Raw genomic sequence first — 23,161 nt, 5'->3', positions numbered from 1 at the left:
TTCCCCGAATACCCGATTCCCCGCGTCACCAACTACCGCCCCGCCCCGACCCGTTAGGAGTACGACACGTCATGTCCCGCCACCCCCGCGTCCCCGTCCGCGCGCTCGCCGCCCTCTCCGGCTGCCTCGTCCTCGCCGGTACGCTCACCGCCTGCGGCGGCAGCTCCGCCGCGTCCGACGCCAAGGTCGTCACCGTCTACAGCGCCGACGGCCTCAAGGGCGAGAACGGCGACGGCTGGTACGACCAGGTGTTCAAGGACTTCGAGAAGAAGACCGGCATCAAGGTCAAGTACGTCGAGGGCGGCTCCGGCGAGATGGTGCAGCGCGCCGTCCGCGAGAAGTCCAACACCCAGGCCGACGTCATCGTCACGCTCCCGCCGTTCATCCAGCAGGCCGACGAGAAGGGCCTGCTGCAGGCGTACGAGCCCCAGGGGTCCGCGCAGGTCGACGGCGCGAACAAGGCGGCCGACGGCAAGTGGACCTCCGTCGTGAACAACTACTTCGGGTTCATCCACAACAAGAAGGAGCTGGGCGGCGCCGAGGCGCCCAAGACCTGGGACGAGCTGACGGACGGCACGTACAAGAACAAGCTCCAGTACTCCACGCCCGGTGTCGCGGGCGACGGGACCGCCGTCCTCATCAAGGCCATGCACGACTTCGGCGGCAAGGAAGCCGCCATGAAGTACCTGGAGAAGCTCCAGTCCAACAACGTCGGCCCGTCCGCCTCCACCGGCAAGCTCGCCCCCAAGGTCGACAAGGGCGAACTGCTCGTCGCCAACGGCGACGTCCAGATGAACTACGCGCAGTCCAAGGACATGCCGAACCTCGGCATCTGGTTCCCGGCGAAGAAGGGCAAGAAGCCCACCACCTTCGCGCTGCCGTACGCGGCCGGTCTGGTCGACAAGGCGCCGCACAGCGCCAACGCCAAGAAGTTCCTCGACCACCTGCTCAGCCGCACCGCACAGGCGCAGGTCAGCGAGATCGGCGGGGGCTTCGCCGCCCGCAAGGACATCAAGGCCACCGACGCCAACGCCATCGCCCTCGACAAGCTCATGGACGGCGTCGAGGTCTTCGAACCGGACTGGGACGACATCTCCAAGAACCTCAAGTCGTACGTCGAGGACTGGAAGTCGGCCACCGGCAGCTGAACACCCCCGCCGTCGCCTCCGACGGCAACGAGTCCGGACCAACGCCCCTGCACCGCCAGGGGCGTTGGCATGCCTGCACGCCCCGTTCCCGAGCTGTTTCCCGTCGCGACCTCTCTGGAGGAACCGTGTCCCACGGTCCGTCTCGCCGCTCGCTCCTCGCCTCCGCCGCCTCCCTCGGTGCGGCCGTCGCCGTCTCCACCGGGCCACTGGCCGCCGTCGCCCACGCCGGTGCGCGGGGGCCCAAGGTCCTGATCATCGGCCTCGACGGCGCACTCCTCAGCCGGATCAAGGACGCCGCAGCGCCCACCCTCAAGTCCCTGATGGCCGACGGGCTCACCGCCCCCAGCGCCCTCTACGCCAACCCGCTCGCGCCCACCTCGTCAGGACCCGGCTGGTCCACGCTCCTCACCGGCGTCTGGCCCGACAAGCACAAGGTCCTCAACAACGACTTCACGGGCCACGACCTCGCCCGCTACCCGGACTTCATGACCCGCGCCGAGGCCGCGAAGCCGTCCCTGAACACCTACGCCGTGTCCTCCTGGGCACCCATCACCGACACGATCTTCTCGCCGAAGGTCGACACCCGGGTGTCGACCCCGGCCGCCGAGTACGACACCGGCACCACCGCGCGGGCCGTCGCGCGGCTGCGCGACACCGACCCGGACGCCGTGTTCGTGCAGCTCGACAACATCGACCACGCCGGACACAGCGACGGCGCCGCGAGCCAGCAGTACCTGGACGCCATCCGTACCGCCGACGGGCAGGTCGGGCAGCTGGTCGCCGCCGTCACCTCCCGTGCCTCGTACGGCGACGAGGACTGGCTGATCATGATCACCGCCGACCACGGGCACACCGACGCGGGCGGGCACGGCGGGTCGAGCTGGCCCGAGCGGCAGACGTTCCTGATCGCGCGCGGGGGCGGGGCGACGGCCGGGTCGGTGCGGCACGACGTGCGGATGCCCGACGTCGCCGTCAGCGCGCTCGTCCACCTCGGTGTCCCGGTGGACCCGGCCTGGGGGCTCGACGGCCGCCCGGTCCAGCAGCCGACGCCGGACGACTTCGACGCGCTGCGGGCCGGTCTGAAGCCGCCCGTCGACGAGACGGGCATCGGATCCGGGGTCATCGGGTTCACGCACGCCCCGCCGAGCGGCTGGTCCGTCGACAACGCGCGGATGGGCGGCGGCGGGGTCACCGAGTGGCGCGGCTGGTCGTTCACGACCGACGAGTTCTGGACCAAGGCCCAGCGCGACCAGCAGCGCGAACTCAACATCCGCGCCCGGAACGTCTTCGCCGTCGCCGACGGCGACGAGTGGTCCGACAAGGCCGTCACCGGCACCTTCGACTCGACGCTGATCAGCCCCGCGTACGAGGTGCGGGGCGGGGCCGCGGCGACCCTCACTTACACGACCTTCTACCGCCACGAGGCACCGCAGAAGGGCGAAGTGCTCGTCTCCTACGACGGCGGGACGCCGGTCGTCGTGAAGACGTACGCCGCCGACACCCCCTCCGTCGTCGAGTCGCTGCGGCTCCAGGTCCCCGCGGACGCGCGGACCGCTCAGGTCCGGTTCCGCTACACCGGCGGCAACAACTGGTTCTGGGTGATCGACGGGGTGAAGATCAGCGCATCGTGATTAGGCTGGGGGCGTCGGCACACTGTCGTCCCGGCGCCCCCAGCAGCATCAGTTCGCGCAGACCGCAGGAGTGCACCCCATGGCAGAGCGCAAGCCCATCGAATCGTGGCTCACCGACATGGACGGCGTGCTCATCCACGAAGGCGTGCCGATCCCCGGCGCCGACGCGTTCATCAAGAAGCTGCGCGACTCGGGCAAGCCGTTCCTGGTCCTCACCAACAACTCCATCTACACCGCCCGCGACCTCCAGGCCCGGCTCAACCGCATGGGCCTCGACGTGCCCGTCGACAACATCTGGACCTCCGCGCTCGCCACCGCCAAGTTCCTCGACGACCAGCGGCCCGGCGGCACCGCGTACGTCATCGGCGAGGCCGGACTCACCACCGCCCTGCACGACATCGGGTACGTCCTCACCGACCACGCCCCCGACTACGTCGTCCTCGGCGAGACCCGCACCTACAGCTTCGAAGCGATGACCAAGGCCGTCCGGCTCATCAACGGCGGCGCCCGCTTCATCTGCACCAACCCGGACGAGACGGGTCCCTCCACGGAGGGGCCGCTGCCCGCCACCGGTGCCGTCGCCGCCCTCATCACCAAGGCCACCGGCAAGCAGCCGTACTTCGCGGGCAAGCCGAATCCGCTGATGATGCGGACGGGCCTGAACGCGATCGGGGCCCATTCCGAGACCAGCGCGATGATCGGTGACCGCATGGACACGGATGTCCTCGCCGGACTGGAAGCCGGAATGGAGACCTTCCTCGTCCTCACGGGTCTCACGACCCGCGCGGACATCGACCGGCACCCGTTCCGCCCGTCGAACGTGGTCGACTCGATCGCGGACCTGGTCGACCGCGTCTGACCGAGCCCCGTCAGGGGCGCCCTTCCGCTCGGGCTGAGGGGAGCCCCGTCAGGGGCGCGGGGAACTGCGCGACCAGCCACCGCAAAGCCGCAGACGCATCTGCCGGGATCTCCGCAGACGCGTCTGCGGCTTTTCCCGCGCTGAGCGCGCAGTTCCCCGCGCCCCTGACGGGGCGCACCACCCCGCCCCCGCGCCGCCCCCTGCCCGGACGGGCGTCTCGGGGATGCGTGGGCCCGGGGAGGGCGGGAACCTGCTGGTACAGGAGGTTCACGATGGGTATATGTTCGGTTGCCGTGCGTGGCACGGGGGCCGCCGTCCTCGTCGCCGCACTGGCCCAGGGGCCAGCCCTCGCGCACGATCAGGACAAGGTGAAGGCGCAGGTCACCCCCGAGAGCGCCGCCCCGGGGGCGCGGGTCGACGTGCGGGTCAAGGGGTGCGACGGGACCACCGGCGCGGCGGGGTCAGGGGCGTTCGTGCGGGACGTCGAGCTGACCGGGCGGGACGGGGGGAAGGGCGTGCTGTCGGGGACGACCCGCGTTCGGCAGGGCGTTTCGGGGACGTACGAGATCACCGTCACCTGTGACGGGCACCCGCACCAGGGCGTGGGCACCGTCCAGGTCAAGGGCGCGGGGGCGGGTACGGGGCAGACCCCGACGGCCCCGGTCCGCGCCGGAGGCGGCGGCACCGCCCCGCTGACCTCGGCCGCCGCCGACGAGGCGGGCCCCGGCACCCGGCACGCGGTCGTCGGCCTGGTCCTCGCGGGCGTCGCGGCCGTCGCCGTGGCCCTGCGCAGCGTCCGCCGCCGCCACCCGGAGTGACGCGGTGACCGGCCCGGACCCGGACGCCGCCCCGCACCCGCCCGGGTCGAGCCGCCTCGTCATGGGCGTGGCCTGGGCGCTCCTGCTGGTGGGCCTCTGGCTGTGGGGCAACGAGCTCACCGACGTGCGCGGCGGCCTCTCCGACCCCACGACCGGCGACGTCGCCGCCGTCGGCCGCCCCGCCGGGGTCGACCTGCCACCCGCGCACAAGCCGCTGCCCGCCGCCCGCCCGCAGCGCGTCGACGTACCGGGCCTCGGCGTCCGCGCCCCCGTCGTCGCCCGCGGCCTGGACGCGGAGGGCGCCATCGACCCGCCGCCGTTCGCGCAGCCGGGCGTCGTGGGCTGGTACGGGGGCGGGGTGCGCCCCGGCGCCCGCGGCACCTCCCTGTTCGTGGGGCACGTCGACACCGAGAGCAAGCCCGCCGTCTTCTACCACCTCAGCGCCCTGCGCCCCGGCGAGAAGGTGCGCGTGACCAGGGACGACGGCTCGATCGCCGAGTTCACGGTGGACGACGTGCAGGTCCTCGGCCGCGACGACTTCAGCGCGCGCACGGCCTACGGCCCCCGTGAGGAGGGCCGGGCCGAACTGCGCCTGATCACCTGCGGCGGCACCTTCGACCGCGCCAGCCGCACCTACTCGGCCAACGTCGTCGTGTCCGCCTACCTCACGGGGGCCGCGGGGCCGTAGCCGTCAGCGCACGGGCGCCGCCGAGGCGTAGCCCGTCGCGGCGGCCGTGACCGGCGCCTTCGTGCGCAGCGCGCGCAGCCCGAGACCGCCGAAGACGCCCGCGAACACCGCCCACATCAGCACGTGCGACGCCAGGGACAGCATCCGGAAGTCCCACAGCAGCGTCGCGCTGACCGGTACCGGATCGGGGTTGTCGGGCAGCGCCCAGAGCAGCGCGAGGACCGCCACCGCCGTCACGGCAGCCGCGCACTGCCGTACCGGAACGGGGCGCGCGGCGAGGCGTACGTACACCTGCCACACCAGGAACATGCCGAGCACGCCGAGGACGACCGAGCCCAGCCACATCTCCTGCCGGTCGCCGACCGTGCCCGCGTCCCCGACCCCGGGCGGGGCCGCCGGATAGCGCAGCGCGGGGAACAGGGAGACGGCGCAGAACGCGGCCGCGCAGAACGCGAGCGCCCGCGGCCACGGGTTGCCCCGCGGATCACGCCGGTGCACGAGCGCGTACGCGACGGCGAACAGCACACCGATCGCGAGACCCGCCACGACCAGGGCGATCACCAGGCCCGCGTGCTGCGTGGAGCGCGAGAACAGCTCCTCGTGGTGCTGCACGGCACCGCCCGCGGGCTCGTGCTCGTGCGAACGGGCCTCCTCGGCGCGGATCGCCTTGTCCATCAGGGGTTCGGCGAGCAGCAGCGAGAACAGGCCCGCGGCGAGCCCGCCGAGCGCCCCGGCGACCATCCCGCGCCCGAGCAGCGGAAGCACGGGGGAGCCACCGGGCCCGGAGGGGGCAGGGGTGTCGGATATGTCGGGGGACTTGGGGGAGTTGGTGGAGTCGGGGGACTCGGCGGATTCAGGGGAATCGCCGGTCGCCGAGGATGATGGCGATGACGATGACGAGGGGGAAGTGCGGGGAGCGGTAGGGGAGTTCGGGGAATTCGGGGACGTCGGCATGGTGCGTGCGGCCCCGATCAGTGGCAGGGAGCACCGAAGAGGTGCCGGCCGTCGTGCGCGAACTCGTGCAGGTAGTCGCCGGTCGCCGAGATCAGCGAACCGTTGTCCATGAAGACGGCGTACAGCGCGATCAGGGCGACGATCGCGGCGGCCGCGGCGATCAGCCAGTCGCGGGTCTCGATCGTCGCGGACTGTATCGCCGCGGTACCTGACTGTGCCGAGCTGTGCGCAGGCGTAGCTGTGGACATACCGTTTTTCTCCTTCTGGGGTTTCCACGCCCCATGGCAGGAGGACGACGGGTCAGTTCCTGACTTCCTCGCGCGGGCGAGCGGTGGCTCGCGCGGGGTAACAGTGGCGGGACCGTCCCGGAGTCGCACCGGGTTCCTGGCAACCGTCGCCTCGATGTATGGACTTGTCGCCCGGAGAGTCCCAGGTGGTCATGGACACTGTCAACCAGGTCTCGTGCCCCTGACAGGCACCTTCGGAGCGTGAACGGGCACCTCGCGCCCCCTCCGTGCCCACGCGCCGGAGAACGCGCCGCATACCCTCGGCGCCCACGGCGCGCCCAAGACGCAACCTGGCCCGGCCAACGACCCGCTCCCCCCGGAGCCGTCGACCGGGCTGGTCCTCGACCGCGCGCGCTCGAGCTGCGGGAGAAACCCGGCGCCGGCACGGGAGGCCTTGGATGGTCCCAACGGTGTGGATGGTCCCAACGCTGTGGAAAAAGGCAACTCCGGCCGGGGGCTTGGGCCGTAGGGAAGACTCTAGAGCGGAAGGCGGCCGTGGCCTAGAGGGCCTTTGACGCCAAGTCCACCACGTGTCCAAGGCGGTTACGGCTCCTAGCCGAGCAACGTGGCGTCGTCCAGGGCACCTTCGATCACCATTCCGGCGACCACGTCCATCACCAGGCGCTCCCGGCGCGCGTGCCGCCGCAGCGCCTCGAAGGCCACGTCGAGTTCGGTCCGCCAGCGCTCGGCCAGTATCCCCTTGGCCTGCTCGATGCGGATGCGGCTGGTCAGGGCGGCTTGCAGCTGCTGGGAGAGGTCGCGGTACTGGGCGTACGCGCGGTGGTTGTGCAACCCGACCCCGGCGGCGTCAGCGAGCGCCTGCGCGAGCGCCAACGCGCTGTCGTCTTCGCCCTCTTGCGGAGAGCCGTCGGGTCGGTTCCCGTTCGGCTCCGGTGCCGTGAACACGTTGAGCGCGCCCAGGACCCGCTTCCGGGCCCGCAGCGGCACCGCGTACGTGGCGACCACACCCCGCGCGCGGGCCCGCTTAGTGAAGTCCGGCCAGCGGGCGAGCGCGTCGGCCGTGGTGAGCCGGACGGGCGGCACGCGGCTGCCGGTGCCGTAGGACTCCAGGCAGGGGCCGTCCGTCGCCTGTGCTTCGAGGAGGTCCTGGGCCAGCTCACCGCCCTTGTCGCTGACGGCGAGGCGGACTGCGCTGCCGGCGTCGGCGTACATCACACCGGCGCCGAGGACACCGAGGAGTTCGGCGCAGTGCTGGGAGAAGCGGCGCAGGTGGCGCTCCGCGTCGAAGTCGTCGGCGGCCGTGTCGGCGGCCTCCACCAGGACCTGTGCCAGCCTGCGCGCAGAGGTGCGGTCCAGCATGACCCTCCCCTCCTTACCCGCCCCCCACGGCTCCTCGCCTACCCCGCATCGGCAGGCTGTAACAGGTCATCAATAGGTGTGTCGCCGCGCCGGTCCGGCCTCGTGGGCCGCACGCAGTTATGTCAGGATTGAGCACCGGACAGTGCACCCTAGGGGGAGTGGATGTACCGCAAAAACACAGGTCGCGCGCGGGGCTACGCGGCCAGGGGGGTGTCGGTGACCGTGGCACTCGCGGGGGCCGCGCTGCTGCTGTCCGGCTGCTCGTCGGACGGCGACGGCAAGGACGAGGAGGGCTCCGGCAGCGGAGTCAGCCAACAGCCCAAGGGCAAGGACCCGTTCTGGGTCAACCCCGAGGGGAACGCCGCCAAGCAGGTCGCCGCGTACGACAAGGACGGGAAGAAGGACGACGCGAAGCAGATCCGCAAGATCGCCGAGCAGCCCGTCGGCGAGTGGATCGGCCCCGAGAAGCCCGAGGAGGAGGCCCGCGGGTACACGGAGGCCGCCGAGAAGGCCGACCGCGACGCCCTCCTCGTCCTCTACAACATCCCGCACCGCGACTGCGGCCAGTTCTCCAAGGGCGGCGCCGCCGACGGCAACGCCTACCGCGCCTGGATCGACGGCGTGGCCAAGGGCATCGGTGACCGGCACGCCACGGTCGTCCTGGAGCCGGACGCGGTCCTGCACATGGTCGACAAGTGCACGCCCGAGCAGTTCCACGAGGAGCGGTACGACCTCCTCAAGGGCGCCGTCACCAAGCTCAAGTCCCTGAAGAACACGAAGGTCTATCTCGACGCGGGCAACGCGGGGTGGTCCCAGCCGGACTCGCTCCACGACCCGCTGAAGCGGTCCGGAGTCGAGCTGGGGGACGGGTTCTCCGTCAACGTCTCCAACTTCCAGACCACGGAGGCGAGCAAGGCCTACGGCAAGACCTTGTCCTCGAAGGTCGGGGGCAAGCCGTTCATCATCGACACCAGCCGCAACGGCAACGGGCCGTACACCGGCAAGGGCAAGGACCCCTGGTGCAACCCGCCGGGGCGGGCCCTGGGCGAAGCGCCCACCACGAAGACCGGGGACGACCTGGTCGACGCCTATGTGTGGGTCAAGCGGCCCGGGGAGTCCGACGGGACGTGCCGTGGTGGCCCGCAGGCCGGGCAGTGGTACCCGGAGTACGCGCTCGCGCTGGCGAAGGCCAGTAAGTAGGGCGCCCCGTAAGGGGAGCGGGGGGTCGCACACCGAGTGTGCGACCCCCCGCTCCCCTTACGGGGTACGTCACCCGGCCCCGGACGGGGCTAGGGCACGTGGACCCACTGGGCCTTGCTCGGGGTGCCCTCGTCGTCCGTGACGAAGAGCATGTACCAACCCGATTCGACCAGGCTGCGGTTCTTCGGGATGGTGACCGTCAGACCCTTCGCCGTCTTCTTCATGTCGAGGGCGATGGACGTCTGGTCGATGTCCGTCACGTGGGTCGTGGCGGACGGCCGGATCAGGCGGGCCTTCTTGATCGAGGCGGCGTGGCTCGTCGGGAACGTTCCGGAGCCGCCGCGGGCGATCTTCTTGGGGCCCGCGCCCAGGGTGGGCTGGGAGCCGTGGTACAGGTACGGCGGGGTGTAGATCTCCACGCGCTGCTCGAAGACGCCCGGCTTCGTGTTGCCCTTGTCGGAGTACAGGGAGTCCGAGCCGAAGAACATCACGCGGCCGTCGGGCAGCAGGATCGAGCCCGAGTGGTAGTTGCGGCCCACGAGCGGGTCGGCGACCTTGTCGAGGGTGTTGGACGTGGGGTCGTACAGGCGGGCTTCCTTGATGTTGGAGGCGCCGCGGCCGCGGTAGTCCTCGGAGCCGCCGGAGATGAGGACCGAGTCGTCGGGGAGGACGGACGCCTGCGGGTAGCGGGTGCCCTTGTCCAGCTCCGGGCCGTCCCGGAACCTCGGGGCGGTTTCCCTGAGGTCCACGATGCGGGTCTTCGACGAGGAGTCCTTGGACTCGCCGACGCCACCGCCGCCGACCACCATGTACCGCTGGTCCTGCGCGGGCGGCAGCTCCACGGTGTTGGAGGTCTCCAGGAGGTTCGGGTCGCTCATGCCCGGGATCTTCTGGAACTTGTTGGTCTCCAGGTCCCAGATGCCCGGCTTGCGGCCGACGTCGTCGGGGCCGTACCCGGCGTTGGAGCCGGAGTAGAAGAGCCTGCCGTCGGCCATCTGGAAGATCGCCGGGTAGGTCGGGAACTGCCGGATGCCCTTGGTGTACGTCCACTTCTTGGTCTTCGGGTCGTACACCTCGTTCTTGCCCGGCACGAGCTGGCCGATCTCGTCCAGGCCGGAGAGGCTGAGCACCTTGCCGTCGGTGAGCGTGGTCAGCGTGGGATACCAGCGGGCCTCGTTCATCGGATCGACCTTGATGTACTTCTCGGCGATCGGGTCGAACTCGAAGGTGTCCTTGATGCCCTGGAAGTCCTTCTTGTCCAGGGCGAGCTTCTGTGCGATGCCGTACGTGTTGCGGGTGTCGCCGCCGCTGAGGCCCTGCACGCGATAGTTGTCCTGCGTGCCGGTCTCGTACTTCGAGCCGCTCTGCTGCGCCTCGACGTAGATGCGGCCGAGGCCCGGGTCGTTGCGCAGGAACGCGCCGGTCTCCTTGTCGAAGACCTTCTTCGCGCGCTCGACCACGACCGCGTCCTTCGACACGAACGTCTTGCCGTTCTTCTTGCCGGTGAACCTGGTGCCCGCGGGCAGCGTGATCGGCTTGTCCGGGTTCTCGTTGTGCACGATCATCAGGCCGCCGGCCTTGGTGACGTCACCCTTCAGCTTCTCGTAGCGCTTGGTGCCGCCCGCGATGAGGAGCTTGCCGTCGGCGAGCTGGGTGTGGCCGGTGCAGAACAGGTCGACGGGTGTCGGGATCTTCTTGACGGTGTTCTTGACCGGGTCCCACAGCCGGGTGTCGAACTTCTTGTCGTCGAAGTTCTTCTGGTTGTTGCCCGACCCGGCCACCATCAGGATCTTCCCGGTGTGCAGCAGCGACGCGTGGATCGTGTTCTGCCGGTACTCCTCCGGGAAGTCGATGACCTCCCACTTGCCGTTGTCGGCCTTGTACTCCGGCTGATTGATCTTGTAGTTGTGGTACTTCTCGGAGCCCACGCGCCACAGCCAGGGGCCGTTCATTCCGGCCAGGGCCAGTACCACCGCCGTACCTATAGCGATCCGGCGGACGCGGCGGCGGCTGGACGGGTCTTTCATTGTTCGTGGCTCCCGAGGGCGGTCTGCATGGTCTCGTCATTCGAGGCCCAACTGGGCTTCTGCTGCGGCGCGTGCGGTGCCGGCCGCGCGTGCGGTGGCGCGGAGTGCGGCGGGTACTGCTGTTGCGGATACGACTGCTGGGGCTGGGCGTGCTGTCCGTGCTGCCCGTGTTGTCCGTGCTGGGCGGCCTGCTGCGGTATGGGCTGCGGCGCGTACACGGTCGGGGCGGCGTGCCGGGGCTGCGGGACGTGCTGGTCGGCCTGGCTCGCGGTGGCGGCGGCCTTCTTCTTGTCCTGGCGCATGCCGTGCCGCCACGCGAAGATCGGCGCGGCCGTGACGAGCAGCGCGAACGTGGCCCAGACGATCATCGCCGGATGCGCGTGGTCGTACACGTACGCCGCCGCGATCGACCCGGCGAAGACCAGGATGAAGAACAAGTGGATGCGGAACGTGCCGAACAGCGTGTCCGGGCTCGCCGAGTCGCCCTTGGGCGTGACGACGAACGAGGACTTGCGGCGCAGCACGGCGTCCATCAGGGAGCGGGCGTAGATCGGCGCGGACAGCGCCGACATCACCATGCCCGCGATGCCGCCGGAGCCCTCGGGCTCGTGCGGCGAGACGTTGTGGCGGCGGTTCCAGATGTACAGGCCGATCTGCAGCGCCGAGGCGTTGCCGTACAGCATCAGCCAGATGGTCGGGTCGATGTTCACGCCGGACGCGCCGAGGCCCAGGAACAGCGCGCAGCTCAGGGCCGCGAGGATCCAGTTCATCGCGGACATCGGGTAGAAGATGACCATCATCGTGTAGTTGAAGAGACGGCCCGGGGGCAGCGAGAAGGGCGCCTTCCAGAACTGCTTGAGGATGGTCTCGTAGGTGCCGCGCGACCAGCGGAGCTGCTGGGTGAAGAAGTCCGTCCAGGCGTTCGGGCCCTCGCCGACGGCCAGCACGTCCGGGGTGTAGACCGACTTCCACTTCTTGCCCGTGGCGGGGTTCTTGTGGCGGTGGATCTCGAAGCCCGTCGCCATGTCCTCGGTGATCGAGTCGTACAGACCGCCGATCTGCTTCAGCGCGCTGATGCGTACGGCGTTGGACGTGCCCACGAACATCGGGGAGCCGTAGGCGTTGCCCGCGCGCTGGATCAGGGCGTGGAAGAGGAACTGCTGGGACTCGGCGGCCTTGGTGACGAACGTGTCGTAGTTGCCGTACACCTGCGGGCCGATGACGAAGCCGACGTCCGGGTCGCGGAAGAAGCCGAGCATCCGCTCCAGGTAGTTGGGCATCGGGACGTGGTCGGTGTCCACGGAGGCGAAGTAGTCGTAGCCGTCGCCGTGCGCGTCCAGCCAGGCGTTGTAGTTGCCGTGCTTGGTCTTGGCGCGGTGCGGGCCCTTGGCCTGGTTCCACTTGGCGACGCCCTTGCGGGAGAAGTGGTGCACGCCGAGGCGCGCGCAGACCTCCTTCACCGCGGGGTCGTCGCCCTCGTCGAGCAGCCAGACGTGCAGCAGGCCGCGGTGGCGCAATTTCACCGCCGCCTCCAGTGTCTTCGTCACCATCTCGAGCGGCTCCTTGCCGGGCACGAACGAGGTGAGGAAGGCGACGCGGGTGCCGTTCTCGGGCACCACCGGGACCGGGTCGCGGGCGACGAGGGTGGCGTGCGCGTTCGAAAGGACGTTCATGCAGCGGAAGAACTCGATCAGGCCGATCGAGACGAGCATGACGATGTCGAGTGCGGGCAGCCAGTCGTTCGCCACGTAGTCGCGCTCCGTCCAGTGCTCGGGCTGGAGCAGCCAGGCGAGCAGGACGAGGGAGAGCAGCGGGGCCGCGCCGAGCATGAGCGCGGCGCGCAGGCGGTGCGGTTCCTGGGACAGCAGCGAGCGGTACTGGACCTTGTACGGCTTCGAAGGGTCCGGCTGGGTGAGGGGACCCGCGAGTCGGCTGTAATGCTCGTAGTCGTACCGTGGCAGTGACTTCTTGATGCGTCTGAAGCCGCCGGTCCGGTTCGAGAGGACCCTGAGCTGGGTCGTCTGGGACGGGTCGTTGTGGCCCTGGCCCGTCGGCTGCGACGTCATGAGTCATCCCCCCGCACGCGATCGCCCGCGTGTTCGTCGGTCTCCGCCCGCCCGGTCCCCCTCGACCTTCGCGGACGCATCAGTGGCAGGCCACCTTTCCCTAGGACAGCGAAAGGAGACCTTCCGGTTGCATGATGCCCCCCTCGGCATCCGTTCATGAACGCGGGGACCCCCGTCCAGGCGTTCACGCGGGCTCTCGTGCGCCGGCGTCCGGGCCCCCCAACTGCCCCGTGCCGCGCGCCTGCTGAGAGCCGGGCCGGTGCCCGAGCCTCCCGTCAGGGTTCTATGCGGTTAAGCATGATCGCAAGAGCGAAACAAGCAGTTTACCGGTCATAACTGGGGTGCGGGAGGGCAGTTGAGGCGGGTGCGCTCAGGCGGGTGCGAATGTTACCGAAGTGTTCCCGTATCGCCCGCTCGGCGCGGAGCACGTCCGAGGAGCGCACCGCGTCGAGGATCTCGCGGTGCTGGCGGCAGGTGACCTTGGGGTCCTGCGGGATGTCCACGAGGTCGGTGCGAACTCGGTGGAAAGCGTCCCAGAACGCCTCCAGGACCTCGCCGAGCAGGGGGTTTCCCAGGCATCTGTAGAGGGTGGCGTGGAAGGCGCGGTCGGTCTCGGCGCGCACGGCGCCGTCCGGGCCCGCGGCCTCGGCGTCCATGCGGTCGACGAGGGCGTCCAGTTCCGCGAGGTCGGCCGGGGGCAGGGAGCCGGCGAGGCGGGCGATGAGTCCGGCCTCCACGGCTTCGCGCAGTTCCAGGAGCTGGAGCAGGCTGTCCTCGCCCCGGTAGTGGCCCGCGACGGTGCGGAAGGTCAGGCCCTCGATCATCGGGGCCACCGACATCGGTCCGACGTAGGTGCCGAAGCCGTGCCGGATCTCGACGATGCCCATCGCCTGCAGCGCCTTCAGCGCCTCCCGCACCGAGTTCCTGCTGGCGCCGAGCCGCTCCATCAGTTCCGGCTCGGTGGGCAGCACGGCTCCCGAGGGCAGCCGCTGGTCGATGATGAGCTTTTTGATCCGCTCCTGGAGGTCGCGTGGCATGGCGCAACCGTAGCGGCCCGGCCCGCCCGGACCCAGGGGTGTGCGGGGGCGCCAGCGGCACCGAGCGGTGGCGTGAGCAGCACGAAGGCTCCCGCCAGGGGGGAAGGTCCGTGTCGCCCCGGCCGACAGAAAAGCCCGCGTCGCCCCCGCCCGACGAGAAGACCCGCGTCGACCCCGGTCGACGGAAAGGCCTACGTCACCCCCGGCCGACGGAACGGGTCTGTGTCGCCCCGGCTGACGGAAAGGCCCGCGTCGCCCCCGCCCGACGAGAAGACCCGCGTCGACCCCGGTCGACGGAAAGGCCTACGTCGCCCCCGGTCGACGGAACGGGTCTGTGTCGCCCCGGCTGACGGAAAGGCCCCCGTCGCCCCCGCCCGGCGGAAAGATTCACGTCGACCCCGGCCGACCGGGAGGGGGGTGTGGGTGGCGAAGCCCCCACAACGCGCGGCGAAGCCGCGCAAAAACCACGACAGCGAGGCCGGTCCACGTTTTCCGTGGACACGCCTCGCTGTCGGTGTCGTGCGCCGCCAGGGACTCGAACCCCGGACCCGCTGATTAAGAGTCAGCTGCTCTAACCAACTGAGCTAGCGGCGCCTGCTGACGCGGATAACTCTACCGGACTCCCGGGGGTGCTCCTGACCACCCCGGGTGCGGCGCGCGGAAGGCGTCGGGGCGGGGGCCGGAGCGTCCGGGGCGGGTGGCGGGGACGGCCGCTGCATCATTCGGACCGTCAACATGCGCCATCTCCCGACAGTTGAGAAGCTGACGGATGTGCAGACGCGCGGAGAGACTTTCCCGGGCCCGTTCCCCGACGTCATCGGGAATGCGCCGGAGTGTGAGGGGAATCGCATGGAGGCTGCTCCTGTATTCGAGGAATTCGAGCCCGCGAACGACTGCGACTGCCCGGGGTGCGTGCATCGGCGGCGCTCCAAGACACACGCCCTGCCGCCCCGCCTCGGCGGCCACCCGGCCGCCCGCGGCGCCCGCCGCGCCCTCGTCCTCGCGGCCGCCGCAGGTTCCGTCCTCGGCTCCGCCCACACCCTGCCCGCGGCGGCGTCCCAGCAGGTGGGAGAGGTGGACGAGCGTCCCGCGCAGCCGGGCGAGCCATCACGCACCACCCCGGCCGGGGGCCCCGCGGGCCTGCCGGGAGCGGACGGCCCCGACACCCCGCAGGGCGGACGGAGCGCCCTGCACGGAGCGCCCGGCAAGAGCGCCGCGGCCCGCACGACCAGCCGCGCCGAGATCATCACCCGGGCCAAGCGGTGGGTCGCGGCGAAGGTGCCGTACAGCATGCAGAAGTTCACGGCCGACGGTTACCGGCAGGACTGCTCGGGCTTTGTGTCGATGGCCTGGAATCTCGGCGGAAACGAATGGACGGGGAGCCTCGACCGGTATGCGACGCATATCTCCAAGGAAGAACTGAAGCCCGGCGACATTCTCCTCTTCCACAATCCGGCGAACCCGGAGAGAGGTTCGCACGTGACCATTTTCGGCGGCTGGACCGACTACACCCGCGGCTATTACCTCGCCTACGAACAGGCCCGCCCGCACGCCCGCAGGCAGGCCACGCCGTACGCGTACTGGAACCACGGCGACCGCTATCTGGCGTACCGCTACAACGGGCTGCGGCCGACCGGCCAGGCGGGCTCGGGGCCGGGGTCGGCGCGGTTCCCCGGGGCCGGGTACTTCGGTCCCGGCGCCGACAACGACCACGTCACCCGGCTCGGCGAGATGCTGGTGGCGCGCGGCGGCGCCCGCTTCTACCGCACCGGCCCCGGGTCGCGCTGGAGCGAGGCCGACCGGGCCGCGACGCGGGCCTTCCAGCGGGCGCAGGGCTGGTCCGGCGCCGACGCGGACGGCCTGCCGGGCCCCACGACGTGGGCGTACCTGGTGGGCGGCAAGGGCAAGGACATTCCCGCCCCCAAGGGCACCCCGGGTGCCCCCGGAGCCCCGGCCGCTCCGGCCTTCCCGGGCAAGGCGTACTTCCGGCCGGGGCAGTCCAACGCCTACGTGACCCGGCTCGGGCGGCAGCTCGTGCGCGCGGGGTTCGGCAAGTACTACGCGCAGGGTCCCGGGCCGCGCTGGGGCGAGGCGGACCGGCGCGCGGTCGAGGCGTTCCAGCGGGCGCAGGGGTGGCGGGGCGGGGCGGCCGACGGGATGCCGGGGCCGGAGACGTGGCGGCGGCTCTTCGCATGAGGAGCCCTCGTGCGGTACGGAACTCATGACGGAGGCACGGATGAGTACGACGACACAGCGGCCGCCGGAGTCCGGCGAGGGCCCGGGACCGGCCGCCCGCTCGCCCCGCCTGATCCACAGCGAGGCCACCATGGAGATCCCCGTCCACCTGCTCTTCCGTGACGACCCCCAGGACATGGCGGCGGCGTCCGGCACGACGGGCGTACCGCTCGGGGCCGCGGTGGTGCGGCGGGAGCCGGTGCTCGCGGGTGGCGTACGGGGCCGGGGTGCGGGTGGGCCCGGCCGGGCCGGCGGGTCGGGGCGCGCGGCCGGCGCGGGACAGGCGGGGCGAGCCGGACAGCAGGCGCAGGCGGGCCGGCCGCCGGTGGCGGCGGTGCGGCCCGCGCCCTGCGTGGCCCACGTGGAGACCGGGCTCGTCGAGCGTCGTGCCCGGGTGCTGCCCGGGGCGGTCGGGGTGTTCGGCGGCGGGGTCGGCGCGGCCGGGTGCGCGCTCGCGCTGTGGTGGGCGGGGGTGCTGCCGGAGCCGCTGGTGGATCTGGTGGCGCCGGACGGGGACCTGCGGGGCGGTGGGTCGGCCGGGGTCTCGGTGGGGCAGTGGGCCGCGCTCGCCGGATCGGGGGCGCTGTCGCTCTTCGGGTTCGGCGGCCTGGCGCGGGGGCGGGTCGGCGGGGCGTGGGTGCTTTCGCTGTTCGGCCGGTACCGGGGGAGCGTGCGGCGCACCGGGCTGCTGTGGGTGAACCCGCTGCTGCTGCGGCGCCGTGTCGACGTACGCCTGCGGCACTGGCGGAGCGAACCGATGGCGGCCGTGGACCGGTCCGGGGTCGCGCTGCGGGTGGTGGTGCTCGTGGTGTGGCGGGTCAAGGACACCGCGCGGGCGACGCTCGCCGTCGCCGACCACCAGGAGTACCTGCGGGAGTGCGTGGAGGCGACCACCGCGCGGGTGCTCTCGAAGCTGCCCGCCGACGCCTTCCACGACGACGCGCCGACGCTGCGGGACGCGGAGGCCGTCGGCGAGGCGCTGACGCGGGCGCTCGCCGCGCAGACGGAGCCGGTGGGCGTGGAGATCTTCTCGGTGCAGCCGACGCGCATCGAGTACGCGCCCGAGGTCGCCGCAGCCATGCACCGCCACCGCATCGCCGCCCTCGACGCCCGGCACCGCGACAGCCTGCTCACGTCGGTGGTGGACTCCGTGGAGGACACGGTGACCCGGCTGACCACGCGGGGCCTGGTCGAGCTCGACGACTACGAGCGCAGGGCGCTGGTGAAGGACCTGACGGTGGCGTTCTGCACGGGGCGGGGCGGCGACAGCACCTGACGGCGTGGCCGCCGGGCGGGGACGGCGCCTGCCCTGCCCACCCCCGACCCCGGGCGCCCGACGCCGGGGCGCCCGCCCGCCGCGAGCGTGGCCGTCGTATCGTCCCCGCCCATGAACCCGCCCATGAATCCGGCCACGAGCCTGACGGCACTGGCGGCCGACGCCTGGCAGCTGACCGAGCGCGGACCGCGCGTCGTCCTCGGACTCGCGGGGCCGCCCGGTGCCGGGAAGTCCACCCTCGCCCGCGCGCTGGTCGCCGAGCTGGGCGACGGCGCCGCGTATCTGCCCCTCGACGGCTTCCATCTGTCGAACGTCCAGCTGGAGCGCCTCGGCCTGACGTCCCGCAAGGGCTCGGAGCCGAGCTTCGACGCGCGCGGGTACCTCGCCCTGCTGCACCGGGTCCTCGACGACACGGCCGCCGATGTCTACGTACCCGATTACGACCGCACCCTGCACGAGCCCGTCGCCGCCCGGCACCGGGTCGCGCCCGCCGCGCGGCTCGTGGTGACCGAGGGCAACTACCTGGCGTGCGACCTGCCGGGCTGGCGGGCGGCGCGGGAGCTGATGGCGGCGTGCTGGTACCTGGAGGCGCCCGCCGGGGTGCTCCAGGGGCGGCTGGTGGAGCGGCAGTTGGCGGGCGGACGGGGGCCGGACGCGGCGCGCGCGTGGGTCGCGGAGAACGACGTTCCGAACGGTGAACTCGTGGCGGCCTCGCGCGGGCGGTGCGACCGGATCCTCTCCACGATTGGTATGGACATGTTCAACTACTCGCAATAATCTGAGGCTTGGTCTAGACCGCAGAACACGCAGGATCGCACGTCACGCAGCATCAGCAGTACGCACGACCCGCACTTCACGCACGACAAGAACAGCAAGCACCACAAGCACAGCAAGTACTTCCCCAACATCGCCCCCAGAGGTACGCAGCAGTCTCGGGAACCGACGGTGCCTCGAAGGGCGACGCACGACCGTTAGCGCGCGCACGGCTCATGGAACACCCCCACGTTCTTCAGGAGCGGCAGCATGCGAAAGAAGATTTCCGCGGCCATGCTCGGGATGGCGACGGTGGGAGCGTTCGTGCTCTCGACCGGCGGCGCCAGCAGCCATGGCTACACCGACCTGCCAGCAAGCCGTCAGATCAACTGCGCCAAGGGCGTGGTGACCGGCTGTGGCGCCATCCAGTACGAACCGCAGAGCGTCGAGGGCCCCAAGGGCTTCCCGGCGTCCGGTCCGGCCGACGGAAAGATATGCTCCGCCGGCATCGCGGGCTTCAGTTCGCTGGACAAGGCGACCAAGCCGGGCGGCGGCGCCTGGCCCACGACGAAGGTCTCGGCCGGTCAGAACTACAGCTTCCGCTGGCAGTTCACGGCCCGGCACCGGACCACCGACTTCAAGTACTACATCACCAAGCAGGGTTGGAACGAGGGCCAGCCGGTGACCCGGGCGGCGCTCGACACCCAGCCGTTCCTCAACGTCCCCTATGGCGGCCAGCAGCCGCCCGCGACCCTGTCGCACAGCGGCACGATCCCCGGCGGCCGCAGCGGCCACCACGTGATCGTGGCCGTATGGACCGTCCACGACACGGGGAACGCGTTCTACGCCTGCTCGGACGTTCAGTTCTGACCTGGTCCAGCGGAACTGCCACCCCCCACGGGTAAGTTCTGTGCACGCCGTCCGCGGAGGCGGCGGCGTGCGCAGGACGGCCCCGGCATCGTGCTGTCCGGGGTGCGCCGAGCCGTCTCGCCCCTCCACTTCTGACGGTACGTCAATTATCGTGCGCCGCCATGAAGTCCGAACCCGAGACGGTCGCGGAACTCGTCCTCGCGCGGTGGGGCGACCACCGCCCCGGGCTCCGCTTCGAGGACCAGGAACTCAGCCACCACCAGGTCGCCGCGGGCGCGGCGGCGCGGGCCGCGCTGCTGCGGGACCTGCTTTCCGCGCGCCGGGCACCGCACCTCGGCGTCCTGCTCGACAACACCCCCGAGTACCCGCTGTGGCTGAGCGCCGCCGCGCTGGCCGGGGCGGCCGTCGCCGGGATCAACCCGACCCGGCGCGGCGCCGAACTCGCCCGCGACATCCTGCACACCGACTGCCAGGTGCTCGTGACCGAGCGGGCCCACCTGCCCCTGCTCACCGGGCTCGACCTGCCCGGCGTACGGATCCTGGTCACGGACACGGCCGCGTACGACGAACTCCTCGCGCCCTACGCCGGGGCCGCACCGGAGCCGTCCCCGGCCGCCACCCCCGCCGCCCGGCTGCTCCTCTACTTCACCTCCGGGTCGACCGGCGCCCCCAAGGCCGCCGTGTGCAGCCAGCGGCGGCTCGCGGCGGCCGGGCACTCCCTCTGTACGCACTTCGGCGTGCGGCCCGACGACGTCCACTACGTCTGCATGCCCATGTTCCACGGCAACGCCGTCATCGCCGACTGGGCGCCCGCGGTCGCCGCCGGGGCCGGGGTCGCGCTGCGGCGGCGCTTCTCCGCGTCCGGATTCCTCACGGACGTACGGTGGTTCGGCGCCACCTACTTCACGTACGTCGGCCGGGCCGTGCAGTACCTCCTCGCCACGCCCGCCCGCGCCGACGACCGCGCGCACCCGCTGCGCCTCGGCTTCGGCACCGAGGCCGGGGCGGTGGACGCGCGGCGCTTCGAGGAGCGGTTCGGGGTGCGGCTCGTCGAGGGGTACGGGTCGTCGGAGGGCGGGGCCGCCATCCAGCGCTCGCCCGGCACGCCCCAGGGGGCGATCGGGCGGGCCGCGCCCGGGGACGACCTCGCCGTGCTCGACCCCGGGACCGGGGCGGAGTGCGCGGCGGCCGAGTTCGGGCCCGGCGGGCGGCTGCTCAACGGGGACGCGGCGATCGGCGAGCTGGTCAACCGGGGGCGCAGCCCCTTCGAGGGCTACTGGCGCAACGCGGCGGCCGAGGCGGAGCGGGTCCGGGGGGACGGTTGGTACTGGACCGGGGACCTCTTCTACCGCGATGCCGAGGGGTACTTGTACTTCGCCGGGCGCGCGGACGACCGGCTGCGGGTCGACAGCGAGAACCTGGCGGCGGCGGTGATCGAGGCGATCCTCGCGCGGTGGGAGCCGGTGGTGGGTGTCGCCGTGTACGCCGTGCCGGACCCTGTTGCCGGGGATCAGGTGATGGCGGCGCTCGCGCTGCGGGCGGGGGTGTCGTCCTTCGACCCGTTGGCCTTCGCCGAGTTTCTGCTGGAACAGGGGGATTTGGGGACGAAGATGGCGCCTCGGTTCGTGCGGGTGCTGCCACGGTTGCCCGTGACCGCTACGCACAAGGTGGCGCGGGGCGCGCTGCGCAGGGAGGGGTTTCGCTGCGTTGGGGCTGGGGCTGGGGCTGGGGCTGGGGCTGGGGCCGGGGCCGGGGTTGAGGTTGGGGTGGGGGCCACGGCCGGGGTGGAGGCGGGGGTTGTGTGGTGGCGGCCTGGTGGGGGTGGGGCTTATCGGGAGTTCACGGTGAGGGATGCCGAGGGGGTGGTGGGGGAGTTTCGGGAGAGGGGGCGGGAGGGGTTGTTGGGGTGAAGGCGGGGTTCGGTGCCTGAGGGGGGTTCGGTGCCTTTTGGGGGCTCGGTGCCTGATGAGGGCTCGGCGGCGGGTCGGTAGCGTGCGGGCATGGGACGGGAGAGTGTGTGGGCCGACCTGCGGGGCGGTGGCCGACGGTACCTGCGGGGGGCCGCGCCGTGGCGGGCGGCCGCGTACGTGGGCGGCGGGGCGCTCGTCGGCGTACCCGTGCTGGTCACGCTGGTGGCGTCCCTTGCCGTGGGGGTCGTTCTCAGCGTGTTCCTGGTGGGGCTGCCCCTCCTCGCCGCTCTCGCCTTCGTGGGCCTCCCCGTCGCCGCCCTGGAGCGCCGCAGGCTCCGCTCCGTCGACCCGGCGCCCGCGCCGAGCCCCCACCGCGCCCCGGACGCCCCGGGCCTCACCGCCTGGCTGCGGCTGCGCGTCCGCGAGCAGGCGACGTGGCGCGAGCTGGCGTACGCCGTCCTCATGGCGTTCGTCCTGTGGCCCCTGGACCTGGCGGCGGCCGCCTGCACCCTCGCCCTGCCCCTCCTCCTGGCCGGAGCCCCCGCCCACCTCGCCCTCACGGGCGGCCCCGCCGAGGGCGGCGTACGCCCGGCCAAGCTCTGGCTGGTCGAGAGCTATCCGGCGGCCTGCGGCACCGCCGTCCTGGGCCTCGCCCTGCTCGTCGCCCTGCTCTACCCCCTCGGCGCGTACGCCGCCGCCCGCGCCGCCCTCGCCCGGCTCCTGCTCGCCCCGCGCGAGGCGGAGACGCGGGCACAGCTCGCCGAGGTGACCCGCTCCCGGGCCCGCCTCGTCACCGCCTTCGAGGCCGAACGCCGCCGCGTCGAACGGGACTTGCACGACGGCGCCCAGCAGCGCCTGGTCGCCCTCAGCATGACCCTCGGCCTCGCCCGCCTCGACGCCGAGGCGGGCAGCCCGCTCGCCGCCCGCCTCGCCTCCGCCCACGGCGAGGCCGACGCCGTCCTCGCCGAACTGCGGGAACTCATCCGCGGCATCCACCCCCAAGTCCTCGCCGACTACGGCCTGCCCGCCGCCATCGAGGACGCCGCCGACCGCTCGCCCGTCCCCGTCGACGTGGCGGTGGACAGCGGCGCCGGGCTGCCCCGGCTGTCCGAACCCGTCGAGTCCGCCGCCTACTTCGCCGTCCGCGAAGCCCTCACCAACGTCGCCCGGCACAGCGGCGCCACCCGCGCCGCCGTGCGCGCCCGCCACGCCGACGGCGCCCTGCGCCTGACCGTGCGCGACGACGGCACCGGCGGCGCCGACCCCGCCCGCGGCTCCGGCCTCACCGGGCTCGCCGACCGCCTCGCCGTCCTCGATGGCACACTGACCGTCACCAGCCCGCCCGGTGGCCCCACCGTCCTGACCTTGGAGATCCCGTGCACCCCGCGCCCACCGAGCGGCCCCGCGCCCACCGAGTAGTCCTCGCCGAGGACAGTGTGCTGCTGCGCGAGGGCCTGGTCGGGGTGCTCGGCCGGTTCGGGCACGAGGTGGTGGCCGCGGTCGGCGACGCGGACGCGCTGCGGGACGCCGTGGCCACGTACGAACCGGACATCGTCGTCACCGACGTGCGGATGCCGCCCGGATTCCAGGACGAGGGGCTGCGCGCCGCGATCGCCCTGCGCGCGGAGCGGCCCGGGCTGCCGGTGCTCGTGCTCAGCCAGTACGTCCAGCGGTCGTACGCCGCCGAGTTGCTCGACACCGGGGACGGCGGCGGCGTCGGCTATCTCCTGAAGGACCGGGTGGGCCAGGTCGAGCAGTTCGTCGACGCGTTCACGCGGGTCGCGGCGGGCGGCACCGTCGTGGACCCCGAAGTCGTACGCCAGTTGCTGCGCCGCCGCCGCGACCCCCTGGAGCGGCTGACCCCGCGCGAGCGCGAGGTCCTCGCCCTCGTCGCCGAGGGCCGCTCGAACGCGGCCGTCGCCGCCGAACTCGTCGTCACGGAGGCGGCGGTGGGCAAGCACGTCGGCAACATCCTCGCCAAGCTCGACCTGCCGGTCACCGACGGGACGCACCGGCGGGTGCTCGCGGTCCTCGCGTATCTGCGGGGCTGAGCCCCCACCCGCGGGCCCGAGTACCCGTGGG

At 72.0% G+C, this 23,161-nt stretch carries 19 protein-coding genes, 1 tRNA gene and 1 riboswitch; of the genes, 13 read left to right on the top strand and 7 right to left on the bottom strand.

The window, feature by feature from the left end:
- The first annotated feature begins 71 nt into the window (after nt 1-71).
- The 5 genes from IE274_RS02935 (at nt 72) to IE274_RS02915 (ending at nt 5,144) form a co-directional block, all read left to right on the top strand.
- Complete coding sequence (locus tag IE274_RS02935; RefSeq protein WP_190113906.1) at nt 72-1,148, top strand: 2-aminoethylphosphonate ABC transporter substrate-binding protein; 1,077 nt, start codon at nt 72-74, stop codon at nt 1,146-1,148.
- A gap of 125 nt (nt 1,149-1,273) precedes the next feature.
- Nucleotides 1,274-2,779 (top strand): alkaline phosphatase family protein, encoded by a 1,506-nt coding sequence (locus IE274_RS02930; protein WP_190113905.1) that lies wholly within the window; start codon nt 1,274-1,276, stop codon nt 2,777-2,779.
- Nucleotides 2,780-2,858: 79 nt separating this feature from the next.
- Complete coding sequence (locus IE274_RS02925; RefSeq protein WP_190113904.1) at nt 2,859-3,638, top strand: HAD-IIA family hydrolase; 780 nt, start codon at nt 2,859-2,861, stop codon at nt 3,636-3,638.
- Nucleotides 3,639-3,931: 293 nt separating this feature from the next.
- The gene (locus tag IE274_RS02920; protein ID WP_307822194.1) at nt 3,932-4,456 is read left to right on the top strand and encodes a hypothetical protein; all 525 of its coding nucleotides are present in this window, start codon (nt 3,932-3,934) and stop codon (nt 4,454-4,456) included.
- A gap of 61 nt (nt 4,457-4,517) precedes the next feature.
- A complete protein-coding gene (locus tag IE274_RS02915; protein WP_190114122.1) occupies nt 4,518-5,144 on the top strand; it encodes a class F sortase in 627 nt (208 codons plus the stop codon).
- A gap of 3 nt (nt 5,145-5,147) precedes the next feature.
- On the opposite strand, the gene IE274_RS02910 is transcribed toward IE274_RS02915, so the two are convergent.
- The 3 genes from IE274_RS02910 to IE274_RS02900 all read right to left on the bottom strand — a co-directional run bounded on the left by IE274_RS02910 (nt 5,148) and on the right by IE274_RS02900 (nt 7,705).
- The gene (locus tag IE274_RS02910; RefSeq protein ID WP_229909108.1) at nt 5,148-5,909 is read right to left on the bottom strand and encodes a CbtA family protein; all 762 of its coding nucleotides are present in this window, start codon (nt 5,907-5,909) and stop codon (nt 5,148-5,150) included.
- Between the two features lie 206 nt (nt 5,910-6,115).
- Nucleotides 6,116-6,346 (bottom strand): CbtB domain-containing protein, encoded by a 231-nt coding sequence (locus IE274_RS02905; RefSeq protein ID WP_190113902.1) that lies wholly within the window; start codon nt 6,344-6,346, stop codon nt 6,116-6,118.
- Between the two features lie 33 nt (nt 6,347-6,379).
- A riboswitch (cobalamin riboswitch) is annotated at nt 6,380-6,529 on the bottom strand.
- Nucleotides 6,530-6,937: 408 nt separating this feature from the next.
- The gene (locus IE274_RS02900; protein ID WP_190113901.1) at nt 6,938-7,705 is read right to left on the bottom strand and encodes an ANTAR domain-containing protein; all 768 of its coding nucleotides are present in this window, start codon (nt 7,703-7,705) and stop codon (nt 6,938-6,940) included.
- Nucleotides 7,706-7,867: 162 nt separating this feature from the next.
- Between IE274_RS02900 and IE274_RS02895 the strand changes: the two genes are divergently transcribed.
- A complete protein-coding gene (locus IE274_RS02895) occupies nt 7,868-8,905 on the top strand; it encodes a glycoside hydrolase family 6 protein (protein WP_233103797.1) in 1,038 nt (345 codons plus the stop codon).
- An 89-nt stretch (nt 8,906-8,994) separates the two neighbouring features.
- Here the strand turns inward: IE274_RS02895 and glxA are convergent, their stop codons facing one another.
- The 4 genes from glxA to IE274_RS02875 all read right to left on the bottom strand — a co-directional run bounded on the left by glxA (nt 8,995) and on the right by IE274_RS02875 (nt 14,629).
- A complete protein-coding gene (glxA, locus tag IE274_RS02890; protein ID WP_190113900.1) occupies nt 8,995-10,932 on the bottom strand; it encodes a radical copper oxidase GlxA in 1,938 nt (645 codons plus the stop codon).
- Entirely contained in the window at nt 10,929-12,998 is a 2,070-nt protein-coding gene (locus IE274_RS02885; protein ID WP_190113899.1) for a glycosyltransferase family 2 protein, read from the bottom strand. Before IE274_RS02885 ends, glxA begins: the two co-directional genes overlap by 4 nt.
- A 323-nt stretch (nt 12,999-13,321) precedes the next feature.
- Nucleotides 13,322-14,035, bottom strand: coding sequence for a FadR/GntR family transcriptional regulator (locus IE274_RS02880; RefSeq protein ID WP_190113898.1), 714 nt, complete (start codon nt 14,033-14,035; stop codon nt 13,322-13,324).
- Between the two features lie 520 nt (nt 14,036-14,555).
- Nucleotides 14,556-14,629: transfer RNA gene (locus IE274_RS02875), tRNA-Lys, on the bottom strand.
- Nucleotides 14,630-14,884: 255 nt separating this feature from the next.
- Between IE274_RS02875 and IE274_RS02870 the strand changes: the two genes are divergently transcribed.
- The 7 genes from IE274_RS02870 (at nt 14,885) to IE274_RS02840 (ending at nt 23,130) form a co-directional block, all read left to right on the top strand.
- Complete coding sequence (locus IE274_RS02870; RefSeq protein ID WP_190113897.1) at nt 14,885-16,231, top strand: peptidoglycan-binding protein; 1,347 nt, start codon at nt 14,885-14,887, stop codon at nt 16,229-16,231.
- Nucleotides 16,232-16,271: 40 nt separating this feature from the next.
- Nucleotides 16,272-17,546, top strand: a complete 1,275-nt coding sequence (locus IE274_RS02865) for an SPFH domain-containing protein (RefSeq protein ID WP_190113896.1) — start codon at nt 16,272-16,274, stop codon at nt 17,544-17,546.
- Nucleotides 17,547-17,657: 111 nt separating this feature from the next.
- Nucleotides 17,658-18,323 carry a nucleoside/nucleotide kinase family protein gene (locus tag IE274_RS02860; protein ID WP_229909107.1) on the top strand — a complete coding sequence of 222 codons (666 nt, stop codon included), beginning with the start codon at nt 17,658-17,660 and terminating at the stop codon, nt 18,321-18,323.
- Nucleotides 18,324-18,569: 246 nt separating this feature from the next.
- The gene (locus tag IE274_RS02855; RefSeq protein WP_190113895.1) at nt 18,570-19,169 is read left to right on the top strand and encodes a lytic polysaccharide monooxygenase auxiliary activity family 9 protein; all 600 of its coding nucleotides are present in this window, start codon (nt 18,570-18,572) and stop codon (nt 19,167-19,169) included.
- Between the two features lie 161 nt (nt 19,170-19,330).
- Nucleotides 19,331-21,079, top strand: a complete 1,749-nt coding sequence (locus tag IE274_RS02850) for an AMP-binding protein (RefSeq protein ID WP_190113894.1) — start codon at nt 19,331-19,333, stop codon at nt 21,077-21,079.
- Between the two features lie 90 nt (nt 21,080-21,169).
- Nucleotides 21,170-22,498, top strand: coding sequence for a sensor histidine kinase (locus tag IE274_RS02845; RefSeq protein ID WP_190113893.1), 1,329 nt, complete (start codon nt 21,170-21,172; stop codon nt 22,496-22,498).
- Nucleotides 22,456-23,130, top strand: coding sequence for a response regulator (locus IE274_RS02840; RefSeq protein WP_190113892.1), 675 nt, complete (start codon nt 22,456-22,458; stop codon nt 23,128-23,130). The genes IE274_RS02845 and IE274_RS02840 overlap by 43 nt, the downstream gene beginning before the upstream one ends.
- Nucleotides 23,131-23,161: the final 31 nt, after the last annotated feature.

The sequence above is a fragment of the Streptomyces flavofungini genome, from assembly GCF_014650815.1.
Classification (GTDB): Bacteria; Actinomycetota; Actinomycetes; order Streptomycetales; family Streptomycetaceae; genus Streptomyces; species Streptomyces flavofungini.
The sequence above is the reverse complement of the archived record's forward strand: the minus strand, read 5'-3'. Positions and strand labels throughout refer to the sequence as shown.

Excerpts from the sequence above, each read along its gene's own strand:
- IE274_RS02905 (WP_190113902.1), bottom strand. The coding sequence starts at position 6,346 with ATGTCCACAGCTACGCCTGCGCACAGCTCGGCACAGTCAGGTACCGCG.
- glxA (WP_190113900.1), bottom strand. The coding sequence starts at position 10,932 with ATGAAAGACCCGTCCAGCCGCCGCCGCGTCCGCCGGATCGCTATAGGT.
- IE274_RS02885 (WP_190113899.1), bottom strand. The coding sequence starts at position 12,998 with ATGACGTCGCAGCCGACGGGCCAGGGCCACAACGACCCGTCCCAGACG.
- IE274_RS02895 (WP_233103797.1), top strand. The coding sequence starts at position 7,868 with ATGTACCGCAAAAACACAGGTCGCGCGCGGGGCTACGCGGCCAGGGGG.
- IE274_RS02850 (WP_190113894.1), top strand. The coding sequence starts at position 19,331 with ATGAAGTCCGAACCCGAGACGGTCGCGGAACTCGTCCTCGCGCGGTGG.
- IE274_RS02855 (WP_190113895.1), top strand. The coding sequence starts at position 18,570 with ATGCGAAAGAAGATTTCCGCGGCCATGCTCGGGATGGCGACGGTGGGA.
- IE274_RS02900 (WP_190113901.1), bottom strand. The coding sequence starts at position 7,705 with ATGCTGGACCGCACCTCTGCGCGCAGGCTGGCACAGGTCCTGGTGGAG.
- IE274_RS02870 (WP_190113897.1), top strand. The coding sequence starts at position 14,885 with ATGGAGGCTGCTCCTGTATTCGAGGAATTCGAGCCCGCGAACGACTGC.
- IE274_RS02865 (WP_190113896.1), top strand. The coding sequence starts at position 16,272 with ATGAGTACGACGACACAGCGGCCGCCGGAGTCCGGCGAGGGCCCGGGA.
- IE274_RS02915 (WP_190114122.1), top strand. The coding sequence starts at position 4,518 with ATGGGCGTGGCCTGGGCGCTCCTGCTGGTGGGCCTCTGGCTGTGGGGC.
- IE274_RS02845 (WP_190113893.1), top strand. The coding sequence starts at position 21,170 with ATGGGACGGGAGAGTGTGTGGGCCGACCTGCGGGGCGGTGGCCGACGG.
- IE274_RS02860 (WP_229909107.1), top strand. The coding sequence starts at position 17,658 with ATGAACCCGCCCATGAATCCGGCCACGAGCCTGACGGCACTGGCGGCC.
- IE274_RS02935 (WP_190113906.1), top strand. The coding sequence starts at position 72 with ATGTCCCGCCACCCCCGCGTCCCCGTCCGCGCGCTCGCCGCCCTCTCC.
- IE274_RS02925 (WP_190113904.1), top strand. The coding sequence starts at position 2,859 with ATGGCAGAGCGCAAGCCCATCGAATCGTGGCTCACCGACATGGACGGC.
- IE274_RS02880 (WP_190113898.1), bottom strand. The coding sequence starts at position 14,035 with ATGCCACGCGACCTCCAGGAGCGGATCAAAAAGCTCATCATCGACCAG.